The organism is Maribacter chungangensis (assembly GCF_042676845.1).
Taxonomy (GTDB): Bacteria; Bacteroidota; Bacteroidia; order Flavobacteriales; family Flavobacteriaceae; genus Maribacter; species Maribacter chungangensis.
In genome coordinates this window covers 14,812-33,996 of record NZ_JBHTHY010000004.1, presented here as the reverse complement: position 1 = coordinate 33,996, position 19,185 = coordinate 14,812, and the positions used below count along the sequence as shown (strand labels likewise).

The 19,185-nt window shown below is 40.8% G+C and carries 22 protein-coding genes; 10 read left to right on the top strand and 12 right to left on the bottom strand.

Annotation, left to right across the window (positions count from 1 at the left end; all coding sequences use genetic code 11):
• Positions 1–181: 181 nt before the first annotated feature.
• Complete coding sequence (gene glgB, locus ACFQZJ_RS06405) at positions 182–2,077, bottom strand: 1,4-alpha-glucan branching protein GlgB (RefSeq protein ID WP_379933188.1); 1,896 nt, start codon at positions 2,075–2,077, stop codon at positions 182–184.
• A gap of 178 nt (positions 2,078–2,255) precedes the next feature.
• Between glgB and ACFQZJ_RS06400 the strand changes: the two genes are divergently transcribed.
• The 5 genes from ACFQZJ_RS06400 to ACFQZJ_RS06380 all read left to right on the top strand — a co-directional run bounded on the left by ACFQZJ_RS06400 (position 2,256) and on the right by ACFQZJ_RS06380 (position 6,444).
• Complete coding sequence (locus tag ACFQZJ_RS06400) at positions 2,256–2,837, top strand: collagen-like protein (protein WP_379933187.1); 582 nt, start codon at positions 2,256–2,258, stop codon at positions 2,835–2,837.
• Between the two features lie 303 nt (positions 2,838–3,140).
• Complete coding sequence (gene msrB / locus ACFQZJ_RS06395; protein WP_379933186.1) at positions 3,141–3,647, top strand: peptide-methionine (R)-S-oxide reductase MsrB; 507 nt, start codon at positions 3,141–3,143, stop codon at positions 3,645–3,647.
• Between the two features lie 335 nt (positions 3,648–3,982).
• Positions 3,983–4,513 carry a DUF1572 family protein gene (locus tag ACFQZJ_RS06390; protein WP_379933185.1) on the top strand — a complete coding sequence of 177 codons (531 nt, stop codon included), beginning with the start codon at positions 3,983–3,985 and terminating at the stop codon, positions 4,511–4,513.
• 122 nt (positions 4,514–4,635) lie between these two features.
• Positions 4,636–6,027, top strand: a complete 1,392-nt coding sequence (gene lpdA, locus ACFQZJ_RS06385; RefSeq protein ID WP_379933184.1) for a dihydrolipoyl dehydrogenase — start codon at positions 4,636–4,638, stop codon at positions 6,025–6,027.
• 132 nt (positions 6,028–6,159) lie between these two features.
• Positions 6,160–6,444: a DUF3817 domain-containing protein gene (locus tag ACFQZJ_RS06380; RefSeq protein ID WP_379933182.1), complete on the top strand. Its 285-nt coding sequence runs from the start codon at positions 6,160–6,162 to the stop codon at positions 6,442–6,444.
• A gap of 35 nt (positions 6,445–6,479) precedes the next feature.
• On the opposite strand, the gene aroQ is transcribed toward ACFQZJ_RS06380, so the two are convergent.
• The 5 genes from aroQ to ACFQZJ_RS06355 all read right to left on the bottom strand — a co-directional run bounded on the left by aroQ (position 6,480) and on the right by ACFQZJ_RS06355 (position 9,282).
• Complete coding sequence (gene aroQ, locus ACFQZJ_RS06375; RefSeq protein ID WP_379933181.1) at positions 6,480–6,893, bottom strand: type II 3-dehydroquinate dehydratase; 414 nt, start codon at positions 6,891–6,893, stop codon at positions 6,480–6,482.
• An 81-nt stretch (positions 6,894–6,974) separates the two neighbouring features.
• Positions 6,975–7,481, bottom strand: a complete 507-nt coding sequence (locus ACFQZJ_RS06370; protein WP_379933179.1) for an outer membrane beta-barrel protein — start codon at positions 7,479–7,481, stop codon at positions 6,975–6,977.
• A gap of 72 nt (positions 7,482–7,553) precedes the next feature.
• Complete coding sequence (locus tag ACFQZJ_RS06365) at positions 7,554–8,072, bottom strand: hypothetical protein (protein ID WP_379933177.1); 519 nt, start codon at positions 8,070–8,072, stop codon at positions 7,554–7,556.
• Between the two features lie 183 nt (positions 8,073–8,255).
• Complete coding sequence (locus ACFQZJ_RS06360) at positions 8,256–8,729, bottom strand: hypothetical protein (protein ID WP_379933175.1); 474 nt, start codon at positions 8,727–8,729, stop codon at positions 8,256–8,258.
• Positions 8,730–8,781: 52 nt separating this feature from the next.
• Positions 8,782–9,282, bottom strand: a complete 501-nt coding sequence (locus ACFQZJ_RS06355) for a hypothetical protein (RefSeq protein ID WP_379933173.1) — start codon at positions 9,280–9,282, stop codon at positions 8,782–8,784.
• A 257-nt stretch (positions 9,283–9,539) separates the two neighbouring features.
• Between ACFQZJ_RS06355 and xerD the strand changes: the two genes are divergently transcribed.
• Complete coding sequence (xerD, locus tag ACFQZJ_RS06350) at positions 9,540–10,436, top strand: site-specific tyrosine recombinase XerD (RefSeq protein ID WP_379933172.1); 897 nt, start codon at positions 9,540–9,542, stop codon at positions 10,434–10,436.
• Between the two features lie 35 nt (positions 10,437–10,471).
• On the opposite strand, the gene ACFQZJ_RS06345 is transcribed toward xerD, so the two are convergent.
• On the bottom strand, positions 10,472–11,764 hold the full coding sequence (locus ACFQZJ_RS06345; RefSeq protein ID WP_379933171.1) for an NAD(P)/FAD-dependent oxidoreductase: 1,293 nt from the start codon (positions 11,762–11,764) through the stop codon (positions 10,472–10,474).
• Between the two features lie 99 nt (positions 11,765–11,863).
• Here ACFQZJ_RS06345 and ACFQZJ_RS06340 point away from each other — a divergent pair, with 99 nt between their 5' ends.
• From ACFQZJ_RS06340 to ACFQZJ_RS06330, 3 genes are all read left to right on the top strand, one after another.
• The gene (locus tag ACFQZJ_RS06340) at positions 11,864–13,291 is read left to right on the top strand and encodes an amidohydrolase (RefSeq protein ID WP_379933170.1); all 1,428 of its coding nucleotides are present in this window, start codon (positions 11,864–11,866) and stop codon (positions 13,289–13,291) included.
• Positions 13,292–13,800: 509 nt separating this feature from the next.
• Positions 13,801–14,295, top strand: a complete 495-nt coding sequence (locus tag ACFQZJ_RS06335) for an RNA polymerase sigma factor (protein WP_379933168.1) — start codon at positions 13,801–13,803, stop codon at positions 14,293–14,295.
• Positions 14,296–14,298: 3 nt separating this feature from the next.
• Positions 14,299–14,949 carry a hypothetical protein gene (locus ACFQZJ_RS06330; protein WP_379933166.1) on the top strand — a complete coding sequence of 217 codons (651 nt, stop codon included), beginning with the start codon at positions 14,299–14,301 and terminating at the stop codon, positions 14,947–14,949.
• Here ACFQZJ_RS06330 and ACFQZJ_RS06325 read toward each other — a convergent pair.
• Together ACFQZJ_RS06325 and ACFQZJ_RS06320 are read right to left on the bottom strand one after the other, a co-directional pair.
• On the bottom strand, positions 14,946–15,758 hold the full coding sequence (locus ACFQZJ_RS06325) for a lysophospholipid acyltransferase family protein (RefSeq protein ID WP_379933165.1): 813 nt from the start codon (positions 15,756–15,758) through the stop codon (positions 14,946–14,948). The two genes, ACFQZJ_RS06330 and ACFQZJ_RS06325, sit on opposite strands and share 4 nt — an antisense overlap.
• A 24-nt stretch (positions 15,759–15,782) precedes the next feature.
• Complete coding sequence (locus ACFQZJ_RS06320) at positions 15,783–16,424, bottom strand: NUDIX hydrolase (RefSeq protein ID WP_379933164.1); 642 nt, start codon at positions 16,422–16,424, stop codon at positions 15,783–15,785.
• On the opposite strand from ACFQZJ_RS06320, the gene ACFQZJ_RS06315 reads away from it, so the two are divergent.
• Positions 16,423–17,142: a peptidylprolyl isomerase gene (locus ACFQZJ_RS06315; protein ID WP_379933163.1), complete on the top strand. Its 720-nt coding sequence runs from the start codon at positions 16,423–16,425 to the stop codon at positions 17,140–17,142. The two genes, ACFQZJ_RS06320 and ACFQZJ_RS06315, sit on opposite strands and share 2 nt — an antisense overlap.
• A gap of 150 nt (positions 17,143–17,292) precedes the next feature.
• Here the strand turns inward: ACFQZJ_RS06315 and ACFQZJ_RS06310 are convergent, their stop codons facing one another.
• The 3 genes from ACFQZJ_RS06310 to ACFQZJ_RS06300 all read right to left on the bottom strand — a co-directional run bounded on the left by ACFQZJ_RS06310 (position 17,293) and on the right by ACFQZJ_RS06300 (position 19,174).
• Positions 17,293–17,649 (bottom strand): bleomycin resistance protein, encoded by a 357-nt coding sequence (locus ACFQZJ_RS06310; protein WP_379933162.1) that lies wholly within the window; start codon positions 17,647–17,649, stop codon positions 17,293–17,295.
• A gap of 202 nt (positions 17,650–17,851) precedes the next feature.
• Complete coding sequence (locus ACFQZJ_RS06305; RefSeq protein WP_379933161.1) at positions 17,852–18,457, bottom strand: trimeric intracellular cation channel family protein; 606 nt, start codon at positions 18,455–18,457, stop codon at positions 17,852–17,854.
• 3 nt (positions 18,458–18,460) lie between these two features.
• Positions 18,461–19,174 (bottom strand): RDD family protein, encoded by a 714-nt coding sequence (locus ACFQZJ_RS06300; protein ID WP_379933160.1) that lies wholly within the window; start codon positions 19,172–19,174, stop codon positions 18,461–18,463.
• Between the last annotated feature and the right edge of the window lie 11 nt (positions 19,175–19,185).

Genomic DNA, 19,185 nt, shown 5'->3' with positions numbered 1-19,185 from the left:
GTTAAGAACACCAATAACCGGTAAGAATTCCCCTAGATTTTGTTCTGCCCTAGCCGTGACCACTTCCGAAGAGCCACTAAATATGGTTTTGTCCTATACAATAATGTACCTGTAGCAACGTATACAAGAAGTGCCGCAAAAAGAAATCCTTGGGACGATTAGGACACTTTTTAAAATAATGCTATTTTAGAATCACAATACCTAAAGGTGGTATCGTTATTTCTATAGATTTCTTTTGGCCATGCCATGCCTTTGTAGAATATTGAATGTTGGAATTACCGTTACCGGCACCACCATACTTTTTATCATCGCTATTGAGTATTTCCTTTAACTTTCCTTTTTTAGGATTCCCTATTCTATAATTTTCTCTAAGAATTGGCGTGAAATTACAGGCAACGATCAAATCGTTTTTTTCATCGTGTCCTTTTCTAATGTAGGTTAATATGGAGTTTTCATGATCTCCATAATCGATCCACTGAAAACCCTCTGGACTAAACTGCTTCTCATAAAGGGCAGGGTAGTTTTTATAGGTATGGTTCAAATCCTTAACAAACTTTTGCACCCCAGCATGGACATCATAGTCCAGCAAATGCCAGTCTAAACTTTTCTCAAAGTTCCATTCCGCCGTTTGTCCAAACTCTCCGCCCATAAACATTAATTTGGTTCCGGGATGGGTAAACATATAACCGAACAGCAATCTTAAATTCGCAAAACGTTGCCATTCGTCACCCGGCATTCTGTATACCAAAGACTGCTTACCGTACACTACCTCATCGTGCGAAAAGGGGAGCATAAAGTTTTCGGTAAACGCATACGTCATGCTAAACGTAAGGTCGTTTTGATGGTGCTTTCGGTAGATGGGTTCTTTCTGAAAATACTCCAAGGTATCGTGCATCCAGCCCATCATCCATTTCATACCAAAACCAAGACCTCCATGTTCAACGGGTCTGGACACTCCAGAAAATGCCGTGGATTCCTCTGCTATGGTCTGCACGCCCTCAAACCTGGAATAGACTTCCTGGTTGAGCTCTCGGATAAAGGATATGGCTTCTAAATTTTCGTTATTGCCGTAGATATTGGGTTCCCATTCGCCGTCTTCGCGGGAATAATCCAAATACAGCATAGACGCTACGGCATCTACCCGTAAGCCATCTACATGAAACTGTTCCAACCAAAACAAGGCGTTGCTTATTAAAAAGGCCCTTACTTCGTTTCTGCCGTAATTAAATATCAAACTTTTCCAGTCTTGGTGATACCCTTTGCGCCTATCCGGATGTTCGTACAGATGGGAGCCGTCAAAAAATCCAAGTCCGTGGGCATCTTCCGGAAAATGGGAAGGTACCCAATCCAAGATTACCCCAATATCGTTCTGATGAAATACATCGACTAAAAATTTAAAGTCCTCTGGGGTACCGAATCTAGATGTTGGTGCAAAATAACCCGTAAGCTGGTAGCCCCAAGAAGGATCGTAGGGATATTCCATAATGGGCATAAATTCTACATGGGTGTAGCCCATTTCCTTGATATAATCGACCAAATCAACGGCCAATTGCCTGTAAGTAAGAAACTTTCCGTCGGCCCCTTTTTTCCATGAACCTAGGTGCACCTCGTAGACGGAGTATGGCCTATCCAGTCCGTTTTTTTCCTTTCTATAACCCATCCAATCCTTGTCCTTCCATGTATACTCCGAGGACCATACAAGGGAAGCCGTTTTAGGGGGATGTTCACATAATTTGGCAAAAGGGTCCGCCTTTTCTGTCCAAATATCACGGTGATGGGACTGTATCTTGTACTTATATTTTTCACCATGTCCAATGTTGGGTATAAATCCCTCCCAAATACCGCTAGAATCCCATCTCACGTTTAGTGGATGTTCTTGGGAATTCCATCCGTTAAAATCACCGACCACAGAAATCGCTTTTGCGGATGGGGCCCAAACGGCAAAATAAGTTCCGGCTACTCCATCAACCGTAATAGGATGCGAGCCTAACTTGTCATACAATCGGTAATGCTTCCCACCTTTGAACAAGTTGATATCAAAATCTGTAAACAGGGAATGTACAATGACTTTGGACATAGGTATCTTATATTTTTTTGGTAAAACTAATCAACTTTGCAATAACTAAGGGAATATAGCTGTTTTACTTGATGCGTACCAACCCCAAACCATATTAATTTGGAGAATCGTAAAAAATGGAACGCTTTTTGAAAACAGTAAAACAAGAAGTAATAAGAAACCAATAAATCGATATATTATGAAAAATTTTAGTTTAGTACTAGGAAGTTTAATAGCTGTATTCTTTATCTCTTGTACAGGTCCACAGGGTCCACCAGGTTTTGATGGCTTTGATGGTCTTGACGGATTAGATGGTCGCGATGGGCAGGACGGAGAGGACGGCGTAAACATTTTAGGCCAGGTAATTGATATAGAGGGTGACTTTACACCTGAAAACGATTATGCCATTTTATACGAGTTTCCTCAAACGATCGAAGTCTTCGAGACGGATATTGTTCTAGTGTATTTATTATGGGACCAAACAGAGGATGGGAACGGAGATGCCGTAGACATCTGGAGATTAATGCCACAAACAAGAATATTGGACCAGGGATTGTTGCAATATAATTATGACCATACCTTTTTGGATGTGAATCTATTTTTAGAATTTAATTTTAACGAAGCAGATCTATTGCCGGGCGATACGAACGACCAAGTTTTTAGGATAGCGGTTCTACCAGCAGAAATGACCCAAGGAAAAATAGATACAAGTAATATCCATTCCGTTATGGGCAGACTGAACATTACCGAGGAGAACATCCAAAAATTCAAAGTAAATTAGTCTATATCTCGTTAACAACGTGCAGCGCCCCATCAAACCATGATGGGGCGTTTTTCTGTAGAAAAACGTTGTAACCGATTAATATTTCCTCCAAATCCACATCATTTACCCTAACCCCAGTGAACATCACATGCATTTATTAACCTTACGCCCTTTACGGAGCGGTCAGGTACTTGACTTTTATGTAATGGATGATTCACAAAACTTTTAAGCTTTAAGAAAACGGTAACAATATTCTTTAGCGCTACACTGTATCTTTGATACGTTCGAAAAAGATATCAAATCAACAACAAAAGAATAGCTATGAAATATTCATTACTTATCACCCTTCTGTTTTTGGCTGCAAGCTGCAAAGGCATCTCACAAGAAAAAGAGGCCAATACTACAGAAGTAACGGCCCAAGCTGCGGAAAAAGATTTCCCAATTCAAAAAACCGAGGCAGAATGGAAAAAACAATTAACGGATGCAGAATTCTATGTACTTAGAAAAGCAGCGACCGAAAATCCTTTTACCAGTCCACTTTTAGAGAACAAGGAAGCAGGTGTTTACGTTTGTGCAGGTTGCGAAACGCCTGTGTTCAAAAGCGAGCACAAGTTTGATTCGGGAACCGGGTGGCCAAGTTTTGACAGGGAAATAGAGGGCAATGTTGCCTATGATGTAGATTATAAAATTGGCTACAAGAGAACGGAAGAACATTGTGCCAATTGTGGCGGCCATCTAGGCCATGTGTTCGAGGACGGCCCCTCCGAAACTACGGGACTACGACATTGCATCAACGGGGTTGCACTAAAATTCGTTCCCAATAAGTAAGCCTTGCGAATCAAGGAAATTAAATTTGGCGTTGCTATTCATTAATAGTGTAAAAGTATACCGTAGGTTCATACGCCTTAAAGTAATGGGGAATCATTATTAAATGTGGGGCAAATGGGAATGGGCAAGGCCTTATTTTCGGTTTTTTGACCTCGACTTCTATTTGTGGTCATCCGTAGCAGGTAATTTAGATGCAAGTTGATATTATCCATCGAAGAATGCGCGCTCAACCCCTTAGGTGTTGTGTCCCGACTAAAAGGTAGGAACGTGATCCGCCTTCCCCTGCCGGGGAAAGGAACGTAATTTTATCATTCAATAAAATAAATTACTTTGTTATGCAGCTTTGGGAGAACTATCTTACCAGTGTACGTTTTGAGTTTGAACGCTACAAAACTTTAGGCGACAGAACCTTCCAACAACTTACCGAGGCCGATATGCACTGGAGGCTTCACCAAACCGATAATTCCATTGCCATCATAACTAAACATCTAGTCGGTAATATGCGCAGTAGATGGACGAATTTTTTAACGGAGGATGGAGAAAAAAATTGGCGCGATAGAGAAGGAGAATTTGAAAACCCACCTAAGAGCAAGGCAGAGATAATAGCCTACTGGAACTCCGGATGGACGTGTTTATTCGATGCCTTGGACCATCTTAACGGTTCAAATTTCGATACTATAATTACCATAAGAAACGAAAACCATACGATTATTGAAGCGCTAAACCGTCAGCTGGCCCATTATGCAGGTCATGTAGGACAAATTATACTTATCGGGAAAATGAGAACGGGAGCGGATTGGATATCGCCCTCAATTCCTAAAGGAGGTACGCAGGCATTTAACGATAAAAAGGTCAATTTAAAATAGGCTACATAAATTCGTAATACCCTTCTTTTAATTTGCGCCAGATCATTGTCCTTCAAACTTGGTTTTGTATTTTTGCAGCGCTCCCAAAAGGACTTGGGTTTTAACATTAAAAAATTAAGAATATGAGCACTTTCGACGTTATTGTTTTGGGTAGTGGGCCAGGAGGTTATGTTACTGCCATTAGAGCATCGCAACTAGGACTTAAAACCGCTATAATAGAAAAGGAAAGCCTAGGTGGCGTATGTTTGAACTGGGGCTGTATCCCTACCAAAGCCCTATTGAAGTCTGCTCAGGTTTTTGAATACTTACAGCATGCAGGAGATTACGGCCTAAAAGCAGAAGGCGTAGATAAGGATTTTGATGCCGTTGTAAAAAGGAGCCGTAGCGTTGCCGGTGGTATGAGCAAGGGTGTACAATTCTTAATGAAAAAAAATAAGATCGAAGTTATAAAAGGATTCGGAACCTTGAAACCGGGCAAGAAAGTTTCTGTTAGATCCGAAGATGGCAAAGAAACCGAATATAGTGGTGAACATATAATCATAGCCACCGGGGCACGCAGCCGCGAGCTACCTAGCCTACCTCAGGATGGTGAAAAAATTATAGGTTACAGAAAGGCGATGACCTTGGACAAGCAACCTAAAAAACTGATCGTTGTGGGAAGCGGTGCCATAGGTATCGAATTTGCTTACTTCTACAATGCAATGGGCACGGAGGTTACGGTAGTAGAATATCTTCCGAATATCGTTCCCGTAGAAGATGAGGACATATCAAAACAACTGGAACGAAGTTTTAAAAAATCTGGAATAAAAATAATGACTTCGGCAGAAGTTACTGGCGTGGATACCTCTGGCGAGGGCGTAAAAGCCACCGTGAAAACTGCAAAAGGGGAAGAAGTGTTAGAAGCGGATATTGTTTTATCTGCAGTTGGTATTAAAACGAATATTGAAAATATAGGTTTGGAAAGCGTTGGAATCGCCGTTGATAGGGATAAGATTCTAGTAAATGATTATTACCAGACCAATATTCCAGGGTATTATGCCATTGGAGATGTTACCCCCGGGCAAGCTTTGGCACATGTCGCGTCCGCGGAAGGCATCCTATGTGTTGAAAAGATAGCAGGAATGCATACGGAGGCATTGGATTATGGTAATATACCAGGTTGCACCTATTGCAGTCCGGAAATAGCCTCTGTGGGACTAACGGAAAAGCAGGCCAGAGAACAAGGTTTCGATATTAAAGTTGGGAAATTTCCCTTTTCGGCGAGTGGAAAAGCACAAGCATCTGGAACTTCCGAAGGTTTTGTAAAAGTAATTTTCGATGCCAAATATGGAGAATGGCTAGGCTGCCACATGATCGGTGCCGGAGTTACGGATATGATCGCGGAAGCCGTTCTAGGACGCAAACTGGAAACAACCGGTCATGAAGTTTTAAAAACGGTACATCCCCACCCCACTATGAGCGAGGCCGTCATGGAAGCCGTAGCAGATGCTTATGACGAAGTAATTCATTTATAACAAGATACCAAGACAGCGCTTTTCAAGAACGAGGGTGAACCAAGCATAAGGAAAAGCGCTTTACATACCGACCAGAACCAAGGGAAAAACCAATTATTGCCGTACCAAGTTTATAATTTTAAAAGAAAAAATATGTTGAAATTATTTAGAGTCACTGCAATTTTAGAAGGAATTTCCTATTTGGCATTATTTGGGGTTACCATGCCGTTAAAGTATTGGGCCAATATCACCGAACCCAATATTTATGTGGGTTATGCCCATGGTGCTCTTTTTATTGCTTTTATTGCACTGGCATTGTTGGTGTGTTATACTAAAAAATGGGGCGTAAAACGGTTCATCATTTTCGGAATTGCCTCGCTCTTGCCGTTTGCAACTTTTTATGTAGAAGAAAAATACTTAAAGCCGGCCGCGGCCTAGACGATAAAAAAATTTAGGTCTTTACCAAGTTTGCACTACAAAAAGCTTTGAACGGCCAAATCATAACTTTGCAATCCAAAGCCTAAAATAACTCCTTTCGCACCAGAGGAGATGTAGGAAACGTGCCTAAACTCTTCTCGTTTGTGGGTGTTGGAAATATGTACTTCTACGACAGGGGTCTTAATGGCCTTAACAGCATCACCAATACCAACGGATGTGTGGGTATATGCAGCTGCATTCAAAATAATTCCGTCATAATCAAAACCTGCGTCTTGTAGTCTTGTTATAAGCTCCCCTTCGATATTGGACTGAAAGTATTCTAGCTGAACATCCTTGAACTTAAACTGAAGGGTAGAAAAATAGTCCTCAAAAGTTTGGTTTCCATATACTTCTGGCTCTCGTTTCCCTAAAAGATTTAGGTTTGGGCCGTTTATGATAAGTAGTTTCATGATGTAAAAATAGGAATAAAAACAAGGTATAAAAAAAGCGAAAACAAATGTTTTCGCTCTTTAAAAATTTATACTAATTGGCTAATTAAAACGGTACCCGGCACCAATAGTTAAAGTGTTATAATCAACTGAGTCGCCAAAATCTCCACCTCGACTAATTTCAAATCCGTAACGCGCTTCTACAAACCAGTTATCATCTATTTGATAACCACCACCAATAGCCAAGTCAAGACCGAAAGCACCATCAGGAACATCCTCTAAAAGATAATTAATTTGTGGACCCGCTTGAATGGTAAAAGACTCCGCAACTTCATATTTAGCCATTACAGGAATATAAAGTGACGTTAAGTCACTTACGATACTAAGTAATGCGGATGGCTCTATAGCCCATGTATCATCCAATTCAAAATTGTATCCTCCACCAACGTAGAAACCTAATTCACCATTGGTCACATTTCCACCAAAAGCTCCTAGATCTACCTTGGCACTTACATTATTGATTCCTGCTTTAACAGCAAAACCCTCTTGTGCGGTTACCGAAAAGCTTGCGCACAAACAAAATAGTACAATTACTCCTAATTTTTTCATGATTTTTGATTTTTAAAATTGGTTCTTAAATATATAGATAATTATTTAAGAATGTTAAACTTTTCATGGTATTTAAAACAGAAAAAGTAAGCCAAATAATACAGAGTTGTAGGGAATGTCACCATTTACTGCTAGGTAGGAGACATTTAATTCTGTTGTTCCGTTATTGAGATCTATCCCCAAACTGGGACGGTAATAGAAACCTCCCTCATTTCCTTCATTTACGCCAATAGCGTAACCCACATCACCACCAAACTTAACCCCAGTAGTAGGGTAAAAACGTACCGATCCCGCAACCGGAATAAACTGTATGTTGTCAAACTTGGTTTCGATCAGGGCTCCACCAGCGGATATTTCCTGTTTCTCACCAAAAGCATTGGAAAAGCCAGTGGTTATGCCCAAATCTATGGTTTTGGAAATGCCCCAGTGCTGGTACAGGTCCAATCCAAGAACCAAACTATAGGCCTCGGAAAAATCACCTGTTACGATACCTGCATTTAAACCGGCCCTGAAACTAGTCCTGTCTACATATTGCGAATTTGCAGTGAAACCAAAAAAGGTTAACACTATAATAAACTGGGTAACTTTCATGGAATTAAAATTTGTTTATTGGTTCTTATCGATACCTGTGATAAACGTTATTGGATAGGTATTATTGTAAAACAACCATGATAGTTGGTAGAACCAATCTATATATTATGTCCAACGTTCATTTAAGGCCATAAAAAAAGCGGAAGTATATCTTCCGCTTTCTCCCATAAACTTTAGGTCAATTCAATTAAAGGCATATCTAAACCCTAATCCAAATTGTGCTCCCTGAAAACCAGAACCCTCTTCAAATATTATTGCAGGCCTCCAGTCGAACGAAAACGCAAGAGGTACATTGTTTATCTTATAATCCAAACCAACAGATGGCCTTAATGCAAAACTAGATCCGCTTGCATCCCCTATTCCCAAATACAAAGATGGGCCTGCACCAGCGAACCACTTTAAACCCTCTGCACCCTCTATGTTTCCGTGGTACTGATAAAGAGCGGTAATCAACATAATGTCACTTCCAAATAATAATTCTGTGGTTACCGCATGCTCCGGTTGAAAGAAAAACTTACCGGACGGACCTACCAATGTTACAATATCCGAACCAAAATCAATACCGAGGCCGGCGGCCGAGTTATACTCCGATTGTGCGTTTGTTTTAGAGACGCCGAAACCGATGATGGCGATTACTACCAGTGCTAATTTTTTCATTAGTGTTTAGTTAAATTGTTATACATTGTTAAGATGTTTTTATTATACGAAGTTAAATAAAAATTACAAACCCGACGTTAAATTCCAAAACGCCAACGTCCGCAAAGTCTTGGTTAAGACTGTAATTATAGCGAAACCCTGGTTCTATGGAAACATTGTCGTTTATAAAAATTGCGTAGCCTCCCTGCCCGCCCAACCAAAGTGGGTTTTGGTTACCTTGACCAGAAGCCCCGGCAATATCTATTTGTAGCGGAATATTACTGAAGAGGTAATACTTTACACCCCCTTTAAAGGTAAAGGTCTCATCGGCATCGGCGTAGCCCAATCCTACTTTTATTGCCAAATCATCGGCTATGAAGTAGCCTGCTTCCGCTCCTACCGAAAAGTCGGTTTCACCATCTACGGACACCAAACGAAAACTTGTACTCGCCGGATGTGAGGCTAGGCCACCAAAACCGGTATTGGCCTCAATTAAAAAGTTTCCCTGATCTGTTTGGGCATTCATGTACGCTGTGCTTAAAAGTGCAACAAGAACAACTGTTATTTTTTTCATGGTCGTAAAATTTATAATTATTACAATTCAAAAGTATTTAGATTTTCTCTGGTATTTCATACCAAAAAACCAGTATTTATTCTTCCAAATACCAGTATTCCCTACCTGTTATTTCTAAAAAATAGCTTGCGGACAGGTCTAAAAGCAACTATTCCATGTCCGTTTGAGAATACGTAAAACAGCATAACGAACAACAACTTCCACCAATAAGCAAGCTCGCTTGTAACAAAGCACATTACAATCTTTATCTTTACCCTATGAATTGGGAACATGCTAAAAAAGAGTATCTCCATTACCTAAAATTAGAAAGAGGGTTATCGGACAATTCCATTAAAAACTACATTTTGGATATTGAAAAGTTAATGCGTTTCCTTAACGATCATCAACTAAAGGACGCACCAACCACAATAGACAAAAGCACGGTTCAACAATTTGTTTATGAAACTGCAAAAGTGTTGAACCCAAGGTCGCAGGCCCGTATCATTTCCGGACTAAAAAGTTTTTTTAACTACTTGGTCTTCGAAGATTATAGAACCGATAATCCGTTGGATTTAATCGAATCTCCAAAGATTGGCAGAAAGCTGCCCGATACGCTCTCCGAAAACGAAATAAATCAACTCATAGCAGCCATAGACCTTAGCAAACCAGAAGGTGAACGTAATAGAGCTATGCTAGAAACCCTTTACGGTTGTGGTTTACGGGTATCGGAACTTATAGGAATAAAGCTGTCCGATCTTTATTTTGAAGAGGATTTCATAAAAGTAACGGGTAAGGGAGACAAACAACGTTTTGTTCCCATAAGTCCCATCAACAAAAAATATATAACTATTTACAGAAGTGAAATACGGGTGCATTTGAATATACAAGACGATTTTAAGGACATCCTTTTCCTAAATCGACGGGGAAAACAACTCACTCGCGCCATGATTTTTACCATTGTAAAGAATCTTGCCGAAAAAATTGGTCTCAAAAAGACCATTAGCCCACACACCTTTAGACACTCCTTTGCTACCCACTTATTGGAAAACGGTGCGGACTTGAGAGCTATCCAGCAAATGCTAGGTCATGAGAGTATTACGACAACAGAAGTATATATGCATGTAGACCGGAGTCATTTGGCTAGTGTTATGGAAAAATTTCATCCGCGTAAATGACCCGATCGCGATTACCGGTTATGTGCACCACACCGCTAGTCCTTGAACTGGGAATAATCCCTTTTATAAGGACGTATGATCAATCTCGCCTCCCTATCAAATTTAATATAATTGTACACCCAGTTTACAAAGACCACTACCCTATTCCTAAAACCGATCAAGAAGAACAAATGCACGAACATCCAAACGAACCAGGCAAATACCCCTTGAAACTTTAAATGCTCCAAGTCACATACCGCCTTGTTCCTGCCAACTGTGGCCATACTTCCTTTATCTGTATAATCAAAGGGCTTTAGCGGCTTCTTTTCTATTAAGCGAACAAGGTTCTCCCCTAATTGCCTGCCCTGCTGTATGGCCGGCTGTGCCATCATGGGGTGGCCGTTGGGGCGTTCATCAGTTTGCATACAGGCAACGTCCCCGATAGCGAAAATTTCCGGGTAGCCCACCACTTGATTGAATTCGTTAACAGCTAACCGACTGCCTGTCGTAAGTAATTCTTTTACATCAAGACCGGCTACAGTAGCTCCTTTTACCCCAGCTGCCCAAACAAGCGTGGCCGACTCAAAAGTCAAATCTGTTCTGGTAGTAACCGTTTTACCATCGTAACCGGTAACCCTAACACCCTTCCAAACCTGTACCCCTAATTTTTCTAAAAAATCCTCTGCTTTTTTAGAAGCTTGCCCACTCATCGCATTTAAGATACGATCACCGCTTTGGATAAGATTAATGGTGGCCCGCCTGGTATCCAAATCCGGATAGTCCTTTGGAAGAATCCCTTTTTTGATTTCTGCAAGTGCACCTGCCAGCTCAACACCGGTAGGCCCACCGCCCACAATAACAAAGTTCATTAAAGCATCTCGTTCGTGGTAATCATCCGTAAGCAAGGCCTGTTCAAAATTCTCCAAGATTAAACTGCGCAGGTTCAAGGATTGGGGAATTGTTTTCATTGCCATCCCATTTTGCTCCAACTCGGTATTCCCGTAAAAATTGGTTTCCGAGCCGGTAGCCACTACTAAATAATCGTAAGACAAGGTTCCTATAGAAGTGTTCAAAAGCTTATTTTCCGGTTCAATTTCCAGCACTTCTGCAAGTCTAAAAAAGAAATTGTCATAGCCGATCAATACCTTTCTTAGCGGATATGCTATGGAATCCGGTTCTAGTCCGCCCGTAGACACTTGATATAACAGGGGTTGGAAACAGTGATAGTTATTCTTGTCCAACAGCACTACCTGCACTTCCTTCCTACTTAGTCTTTGGGCTAGCGCAATGCCGCCAAAGCCACCGCCGATAATTACAATTCTTGGAAAACTAGAGCGCGGTATATTCATTACATAAAACTATAGCACAAAATTAAACAATCCCAATTCTATAATACAAGGATACCTTCTTTTTAGTACATTTAAAGCATAAATAAAAACTGTATAAAAATGCAAAAATCATCCATGCTTGCCTTGTTCCTTTCTATTTTCTTTTTATCCTTACATGCACAAAAGAAGTCTAGTGCCGTTCTAGGGCAATTAGATTCCAAAAGCGATCAGTATGGCCAAATAGCCCAAGAAATTTGGAGCTTGGCAGAAATGGGCTACCAAGAGGAGAAAAGCGCGGCACTACTTCAAAAAATCCTCTCAGATGCCGGTTTTACCATCGAAACCGGAGTAGCGGGAATCCCCACAGCCTTTATAGCGGAATATGGAAGCGGGAGTCCCATTATTGGAATTATGGGCGAATATGATGCCCTGCCCGGACTATCGCAACAGGCCGTACCAGAGAAAAAATCTGCCGGAAAAGCAGCAGGACATGCATGTGGGCATCATTTGTTCGGGACTGCCTCTGCGGCCGCTGCCATAGCCTCTAAAGATTGGTTGGTAGCCAACAAAATGGAAGGCACCATACGTTTTTATGGTACTCCTGCAGAAGAAGGGGGCTCCGGAAAGGTATTCATGGTACGTGAGGGTCTATTTAATGATGTAGATGTAGCACTGCACTGGCATCCCGGTGCGCAGAATGCTGCAAGTGCCGGTGCGGCTTTGGCGAACAAATCTGCTAAATTTCGTTTTTATGGCGTTTCTGCACACGCGGCCGCGGCTCCTGAAAAAGGGCGTTCTGCCTTGGACGGCGTGGAGGCGATGAACATGATGGTGAACATGATGCGCGAACACATTCCCTCAAGTGCAAGAATACACTACGTAATCACCGCTGGCGGCAAGGCTCCCAACGTAGTACCGGATTTTGCCGAGGTATATTATTATGCCAGGCACGAACGCAGGGATGTGGTGATGGATATTTTTGACCGTATAGAAAAAGCGGCGGAGGGTGCGGCATTGGGGACCGGAACAACCATGGACTATGAAATGATCGGCGGCACACATGAGCTTTTGCCCAATCTAACCCTACAAAAATTGGTTCATGATAATCTTAGCAAGATCGGTGGGCTTACTTATACGGACGAGGAGCTTGAATTCGCCAACAAAATTGCAGTGAGTTTGGGGCAAGAAAAGGCAGATATCGCAACCGCAAAAAACATTCAACCCTATAAAACCGAGGCAAGGCCCTTTGGCTCTACCGATGTTGGCGATGTTAGTTTTACCGTTCCAACGGTAGGTATGAGCACTGCAACCTGGGTTCCCGGAACTGCTGCACATAGTTGGCAGGCGGTAGCCGCAGGGGGAACCAGCATTGGCAACAAAGGCATGATGATCGCCGCAAAAACCTTGACCCTTACGGCAATAGACCTATTTAAGAACAAAACCTTGGTCAGAGATGCCAAAAAAGAATTTATAGAGCGCAGGGGTTCCGACTTCAAATATATTCCTCTTTTGGGAGACCGGGAGCCGGCACTGGATTATAGAAACTAAATTGAATTTCGTTTAAAAAAATATCACTTTTTATTCAGTTAAAGGTTAAAGCCACTAGGCAAACTGTAACGTTTTAGGTATACTCGCAAAAAGAGTTCATACCTTAGTAAATTGGTATTTATATGCGTTTAAGGTGACAATTAATAAAATTGCGAATGGTTATTGCTTTACTAGGTTATATCGGTTATTTACCTCGGATAACAGAATAACCCATTACACGATAATCCAATAACCAAAGGGGGTAAAATAGTTATTAGGAACTAAAGTAGCTGCAATAAAATTGCAGGGTTTTAACCTTTATCTAAAAAATAAAACTATTGCATTATTCAGAACAAATAACATAGTTACCCAACCACCATTTACAATTGCATTGCGACTGGTACACCTGTGGGTTTTTAATCCAGAAGTGGTATAGTTCAAACAAAACTTATTTTTTGAAATAAAGGACACTTTCTTTGTAACAAAACAAGGAAAACATACACTTATCGCGTAAGAATGACCAACCTATAGTGAACAAAGAACTGGAACATACATTTGTGACCGAGCTGCAGGACAATCAAAACATCGTCCATAAGGTTTGTACATTGTATACAAACGACCGTGATTCGCACAACGACCTATTCCAGGAAATTACGATACAACTGTGGAAAGCCTATCCTAAATTTAGGGGAGAAGCTAAATTTAGTACATGGATGTACAGGGTAGCACTTAATACCGCTATCACTTTATACAGAAAATCAAAAAAACGTATTGATACGCAAGATTATGAATCTGTAATTTTTAAAATAAAGGCCGACGAATATGACGAGACCGAAGAGCAGCAATTAAAATTGATGTACAAAGCGGTCCGCCAATTGGGAGATGTAGACAAAGCGTTGGTTTTTCTATACCTGGAAGATAAAAATTATACGGAAATATCTGAAACTTTAGGAATTACGGAGGTAAATGCCCGAGTTAAAATGAACCGTATCAAAACCAAATTAAGAACCATTTTGAATCCTTGAGCTATGACGGATGAACTGGAATTACTAAAAAGGGATTGGCAGAAAAAGGAAACGGAACTGCCAAGCTTATCGTATGCCGAAATTCATAAAATGATTTGGAAAAAATCTTCCTCTATCGTAAAGTGGATATTGATTATCAGTATTTTAGAGTTTACGCTACCCCAACTTTTGATATTTGCCCCACCTATGGAGGAGGCCATGCAGATTTATGATAACATTGGGGTTTCCAACTACCTTTTTATGCTCTCCTTAGTTATTTATGCCGTCGCTATTTATTTTATTTTTCAATTTTACCGAAGGTTTACCGAAATATCTGTCCTGGACAACTCCAAGAACCTTATGAAAAAAATCCTTAGAACTAGAAAAACGGTAAAACACTACGTGTTTTTTTCGCTATCCATGGTGCTAGTGATGATCATCATTATGCTGGTAGGAGTCTATCTGAACGAGGATATTACCCATGCCTTTCCAGAATTTGAGGATAAGCTTCAAGACATATCACCAAATAAGTTAAAGATAACCTTGATGCTTACCATTGGTATATTCGGAATAGTCCTTACCTTATTTATGGCAGGAGTTTATTTCTTAATGTACGGACTGCTTTTAAGAAAACTCAACAAAAACTATGCGGAACTAAAACAACTGGAGTTTTAGGGGTTGCTATTTCGAAACTTTCGTGCTTTGTTCGCCTCCTCATAGGCCAACAGATCCTTTTTGGAAATCACCTTTAGAAATGAGGGGTGCTGTTCAATTGCGTACTCTAGTTTTTCTATGATAGAATCGGTAGATTCATTTTCATAATCGATATCCAAAGGTTCCTTGATCACCATCGATTGTAGAATTCCTTTCTTTTTTATCTGAAGTCCCTTCTTATCAAAAGAACGCCTAAAACCGTCTATAACTACCGGAACAACTATGGGCCTGTATTTTTTAATAATGTGCGCGGTGCCTTTTCTTATAGGTTTCCAAGGTGTGGTTGTACCTTGGGGGAACGTAATTACCCATCCGTCATCCAAGGCTTTCCCAATATTGGAAATATCGCTCATTTTCACCTGCCTGTTTACATCCTTTCCTTGGGAGCGCCATGTACGCTCTACACTAATGGAACCGGCGTAGGCCATAATTTTGGTCAACAGACTTTTTCGCATGGTCTCCGCTGCGGCCACATAGTACATGTTCAGTTTCGGTTGCCAGATGTAACCCAGATTTTTAATCGAATTTTCACGTCCGCTTAGGCTTGCGTTAAAAACATGGAACATAGCAACTACATCGGCAAAATACGTTTGATGATTGCTAACAAAGAGCACATTGTTACCGGGCAGGTTGCGAATAATATCGGAACCTTCTATTTCCAGTTTATTAAAACGCTTATACCGCTGATGACTCAAGACCGCTAAAATCCTGATCAACCACTTTTTAATAAATAAATTATGCCCAAAAGGGTTCTTCTTGAACAGTCCCATAAATGCTAAATTAAGAAATATGGTTTATAACACTTGTTTTAAAAGCGCCTTAATCTCGTTTAACATCATAGCCGTAGCACCCCACACAATGTAATCGTTTAATTTAAAGGCGGGTACATCAACATTTGTAGCGTACGATGTTGTTATCTTTTTTGTGGTTATGCTTTCTTCCAATAAAAATTGTGTCAGCGAGACCTCTAAAAGGGCGGCGACCTCCGATTCTTGAATCACGAACGGTTTAGGTTTTTTATACAGACCGATAAAAGGTTGCACATCAAAATTACTGGGTGGAATAAATATTTCGGTGAGTTCTTTTAAGACATGAACATCATCTGGGTGTACTCCTACTTCCTCGTGGGTTTCCCTTAATGCGGTTACCATTGCATTTGCATCCTCCTTTTCTGCCTTTCCGCCAGGAAAAGCTACTTGGTTGCTATGTACCCCTTTGTAGGTCTTTCTTAAAATGAACAAAAGATGCGTTTCTTCCTTCCTATCTGGATAAAACAAAGCCATAACAGCCGCTTTTCTTGGGGAAACTTTAGTTGTGCTTGCCGCTAGAAGCTCATGTATTCTAAACTCCGGAATCATTTTATGGTGCGAAGCCTCACCCGGTAACGGTAGATTCTTTATTTTTGATATCCGTTGTTCAAAAATTTTGAAATTCATGTGTTTAAGAGAAATTTGGCTACCACTTGCCGTGGCAGCTATGCTGTTACTTGGCTGCAAAGATAGTCCTAAGAATACAAAAGTGACAGAAACAGTTGTTACAACAGCAGCAGATACCACAGTTGTACAGGAAAATACGAAAATTAATCCCGAACCCGAAGAAGCATTTAAACTAACGGAGGACAATGCCATTGATTTCTTTTTTAACTATCAGCAAGACTTAAAAGCGGATAAAGTAAAGATTACGACCCGGTTCGGGTCTTTTACCGTAGAGCTCTACGATAACGTTCCCTATCATAAGGCCAATTTCATATACCTTACCAGAAAAGGATATTTTAAGGACACCCAGTTCCATAGGGTCGTTAAGGACTTTATTATTCAAGGCGGAAATTCCGATGATGCCATAACCGGAAAAAAACGAAGCGACATTGGTAGATATCTACTACCACCAGATACGCGAAAAGGCCACAGGCACCATAGAGGCACGATCTCAATGCCCAGCAGCGAAATTGATAATCCGCACATGTTGGCGTCGCCGTTCGAGTTTTTTATTGTGGTAACAGATCCGGGCTCCTACCATTTAGATGGGGATTTTACACCCTTTGGCAGGGTTGTAGAAGGAATGGATGTGGTAGACAAAATAAATTCGCAACCCATTGGAAAAGGCGATTGGCCCGTACAGAACACCTATATACAAGATGCAGTGGTGGTTGAGTAGTTTGGTATTAGGAGATATAGTAAACTACCTCGGAGCAAGCCCGCGAGGCATTCTAAGGAAACGAACCTTTAATTTCGAGGCAAGCCTCGGGGTATTATACCCTTTGGCGGTGCCAATAAAAAAATTTAGCAACGATTGATTCACCAAAGATTAAATAGCCTGTCCGAACGTGAGCAGATTGGTATCGGGATCTAATACCGAAAACTCTTTTTGACCCCATGGCTTGCTTTCCAGTTTTCCGTTGGGATGAATTGCGACTTTTCTATCAAGAAATGAATTATATAGATTATCAATAGCGTCCGTGCGAATATATACCTGTCCGTAATTTTCTTTGGGGTCTAATTCCTTAAACTCAAAAAAGTGAAGCTGAACACTATCTTTCCCAACCATTAGATAGCCATCAAAATCGGTACTCCCTAATTCCGTAAAGCCTAGTTGGTTAACATAAAAATCTTTGGTAACGCCTTTGTTTCGCATAGGCAATTTTGGATTAATGGATGTAAGCATAACTCATCAGGGTTCAAGGTTCAAGGTTCAAGGTTCAAGGTTCAAGGTTCAAGGAATGTAATCCTAAGGTCACAAACAAATAAACTTATCCCCTTTTGCCGGTTACTTTTTTACTGATTACTATTTACCTTCCATTTTTTACTGTCCTACACTACAAAATGCTACCGCTCTTTTTTACTACCCTCTACCCGGCCAAAACCAACTAATCCCTGTAAATATTGGGTAGAGAAATCTTGAAGCGGACGGCCAATAATCGCATGAGTATAATAGAAACGATGGCAGTAACATAGGCGTATGTAGGATCCAACGGAAACTGAATGAGGACAAAATAAATAACCCCTCCAAGGATACAGATCGTAGCATATACCTCTCGCCTAAATAGTACTGGAATTTCATTGCATAGAATATCTCTGATTACGCCTCCAAAACTAGCGGTAATGGTTCCTAGGATAATGCACATTACAGGAGAAAGTCCCGCAATCAAACCCTTCTCTACGCCTACCATAGTGTACAATCCAATGCCAATGGTATCAAAAAGAAAAAGGGATTTCCTAAAATACCTTAGCTGTTTTACAAAAAGTATCGTAGCGATAACAGTCGCCGTAATCGTGATAAGATATACCGGGGTAGTCATCCATCCCACAGGCGTGTTTCCTATTAAAAAATCCCTTAGGGTACCACCACCAATAGCAGTTACAAAGGCTATGATCAATACCCCGAAGAGGTCCAGTTTTTTTTCCATCGCTACCAATACGCCCGAGATAGCGAAGGCAATGGTTCCTAAAATATCGATTACCAAATAAAACATAGGCTACAGTTGCGTATAATAATTATAATCTTTGATTACGATATCCACAAAATCGGTGGGATGTAGCTCCGTTGTGATTTGTGTAACCTTTTTTATACGGTTGCTTAACGAAAGAATTACATTATGGTCACCATTACGCTTTGCCTTATCGTAAAGGTCTTTGATGGTGCCCATATCTTTATCGTTGAATACGGTCACCTGCGAAAATTGAGGCACATAATCTACCGGTAGTTCCCGTAGTAAGGTATCCTTTAAAAAAATACGCTTTTTTTCGCTTATAACCGTTGTCCCAGCGGCAATGTCTCCAACACGCTGGCCTTTACCCCTCATTAAAATAGTAAATACCGCAACACCACCAGAACTTATGGAAATGTCAACAATCCTTAAAATCCAACGGATAAAATAACTGGAAAATCCAGGTTTGGAACCATCCAGTTTTACTACCCTGATCTGCATTAAGTGTTTCCCTATCGTCTTCCCGTCCATAAAGGTTTCGAACAGCAGATAGTACAGAAATGCGGGCAGGCCCACAACCATAAAAATTGCCCATTGATCTGCGCCATCCACGTTCAAGGCCAACAAAAGCCAAATCATAAGCACGTAATATATAACAATGATAAGGGTATCGATAATAAAGGCAAGCATGCGATCGCCCAAGTGAGCGGTATTTTGATCTATGCTAATATTTTGAGCTGTTTCTATTTGAAATTGTTCCATTCTTTCGTTTC

Bases quoted from the DNA above. Each gene is read 5' to 3' on its own strand.
- ACFQZJ_RS06305 (WP_379933161.1), bottom strand. From the start codon at position 18,457: ATGTTTTATTTGGTAATCGATATTTTAGGAACCATTGCCTTCGCTATC.
- ACFQZJ_RS06330 (WP_379933166.1), top strand. From the start codon at position 14,299: ATGACGGATGAACTGGAATTACTAAAAAGGGATTGGCAGAAAAAGGAA.
- aroQ (WP_379933181.1), bottom strand. From the start codon at position 6,893: ATGAAACTACTTATCATAAACGGCCCAAACCTAAATCTTTTAGGGAAA.
- ACFQZJ_RS06365 (WP_379933177.1), bottom strand. From the start codon at position 8,072: ATGAAAGTTACCCAGTTTATTATAGTGTTAACCTTTTTTGGTTTCACT.
- ACFQZJ_RS06320 (WP_379933164.1), bottom strand. From the start codon at position 16,424: ATGAATTTCAAAATTTTTGAACAACGGATATCAAAAATAAAGAATCTA.
- ACFQZJ_RS06300 (WP_379933160.1), bottom strand. From the start codon at position 19,174: ATGGAACAATTTCAAATAGAAACAGCTCAAAATATTAGCATAGATCAA.
- ACFQZJ_RS06310 (WP_379933162.1), bottom strand. From the start codon at position 17,649: ATGCTTACATCCATTAATCCAAAATTGCCTATGCGAAACAAAGGCGTT.
- ACFQZJ_RS06345 (WP_379933171.1), bottom strand. From the start codon at position 11,764: ATGAATATACCGCGCTCTAGTTTTCCAAGAATTGTAATTATCGGCGGT.
- ACFQZJ_RS06390 (WP_379933185.1), top strand. From the start codon at position 3,983: ATGCAGCTTTGGGAGAACTATCTTACCAGTGTACGTTTTGAGTTTGAA.
- ACFQZJ_RS06360 (WP_379933175.1), bottom strand. From the start codon at position 8,729: ATGAAAAAATTAGCACTGGTAGTAATCGCCATCATCGGTTTCGGCGTC.
- ACFQZJ_RS06325 (WP_379933165.1), bottom strand. From the start codon at position 15,758: ATGGGACTGTTCAAGAAGAACCCTTTTGGGCATAATTTATTTATTAAA.
- ACFQZJ_RS06315 (WP_379933163.1), top strand. From the start codon at position 16,423: ATGTGTTTAAGAGAAATTTGGCTACCACTTGCCGTGGCAGCTATGCTG.
- glgB (WP_379933188.1), bottom strand. From the start codon at position 2,077: ATGTCCAAAGTCATTGTACATTCCCTGTTTACAGATTTTGATATCAAC.
- ACFQZJ_RS06380 (WP_379933182.1), top strand. From the start codon at position 6,160: ATGTTGAAATTATTTAGAGTCACTGCAATTTTAGAAGGAATTTCCTAT.
- ACFQZJ_RS06340 (WP_379933170.1), top strand. From the start codon at position 11,864: ATGCAAAAATCATCCATGCTTGCCTTGTTCCTTTCTATTTTCTTTTTA.
- ACFQZJ_RS06400 (WP_379933187.1), top strand. From the start codon at position 2,256: ATGAAAAATTTTAGTTTAGTACTAGGAAGTTTAATAGCTGTATTCTTT.
- lpdA (WP_379933184.1), top strand. From the start codon at position 4,636: ATGAGCACTTTCGACGTTATTGTTTTGGGTAGTGGGCCAGGAGGTTAT.
- ACFQZJ_RS06355 (WP_379933173.1), bottom strand. From the start codon at position 9,282: ATGAAAAAAATAACAGTTGTTCTTGTTGCACTTTTAAGCACAGCGTAC.
- xerD (WP_379933172.1), top strand. From the start codon at position 9,540: ATGAATTGGGAACATGCTAAAAAAGAGTATCTCCATTACCTAAAATTA.
- ACFQZJ_RS06370 (WP_379933179.1), bottom strand. From the start codon at position 7,481: ATGAAAAAATTAGGAGTAATTGTACTATTTTGTTTGTGCGCAAGCTTT.
- msrB (WP_379933186.1), top strand. From the start codon at position 3,141: ATGAAATATTCATTACTTATCACCCTTCTGTTTTTGGCTGCAAGCTGC.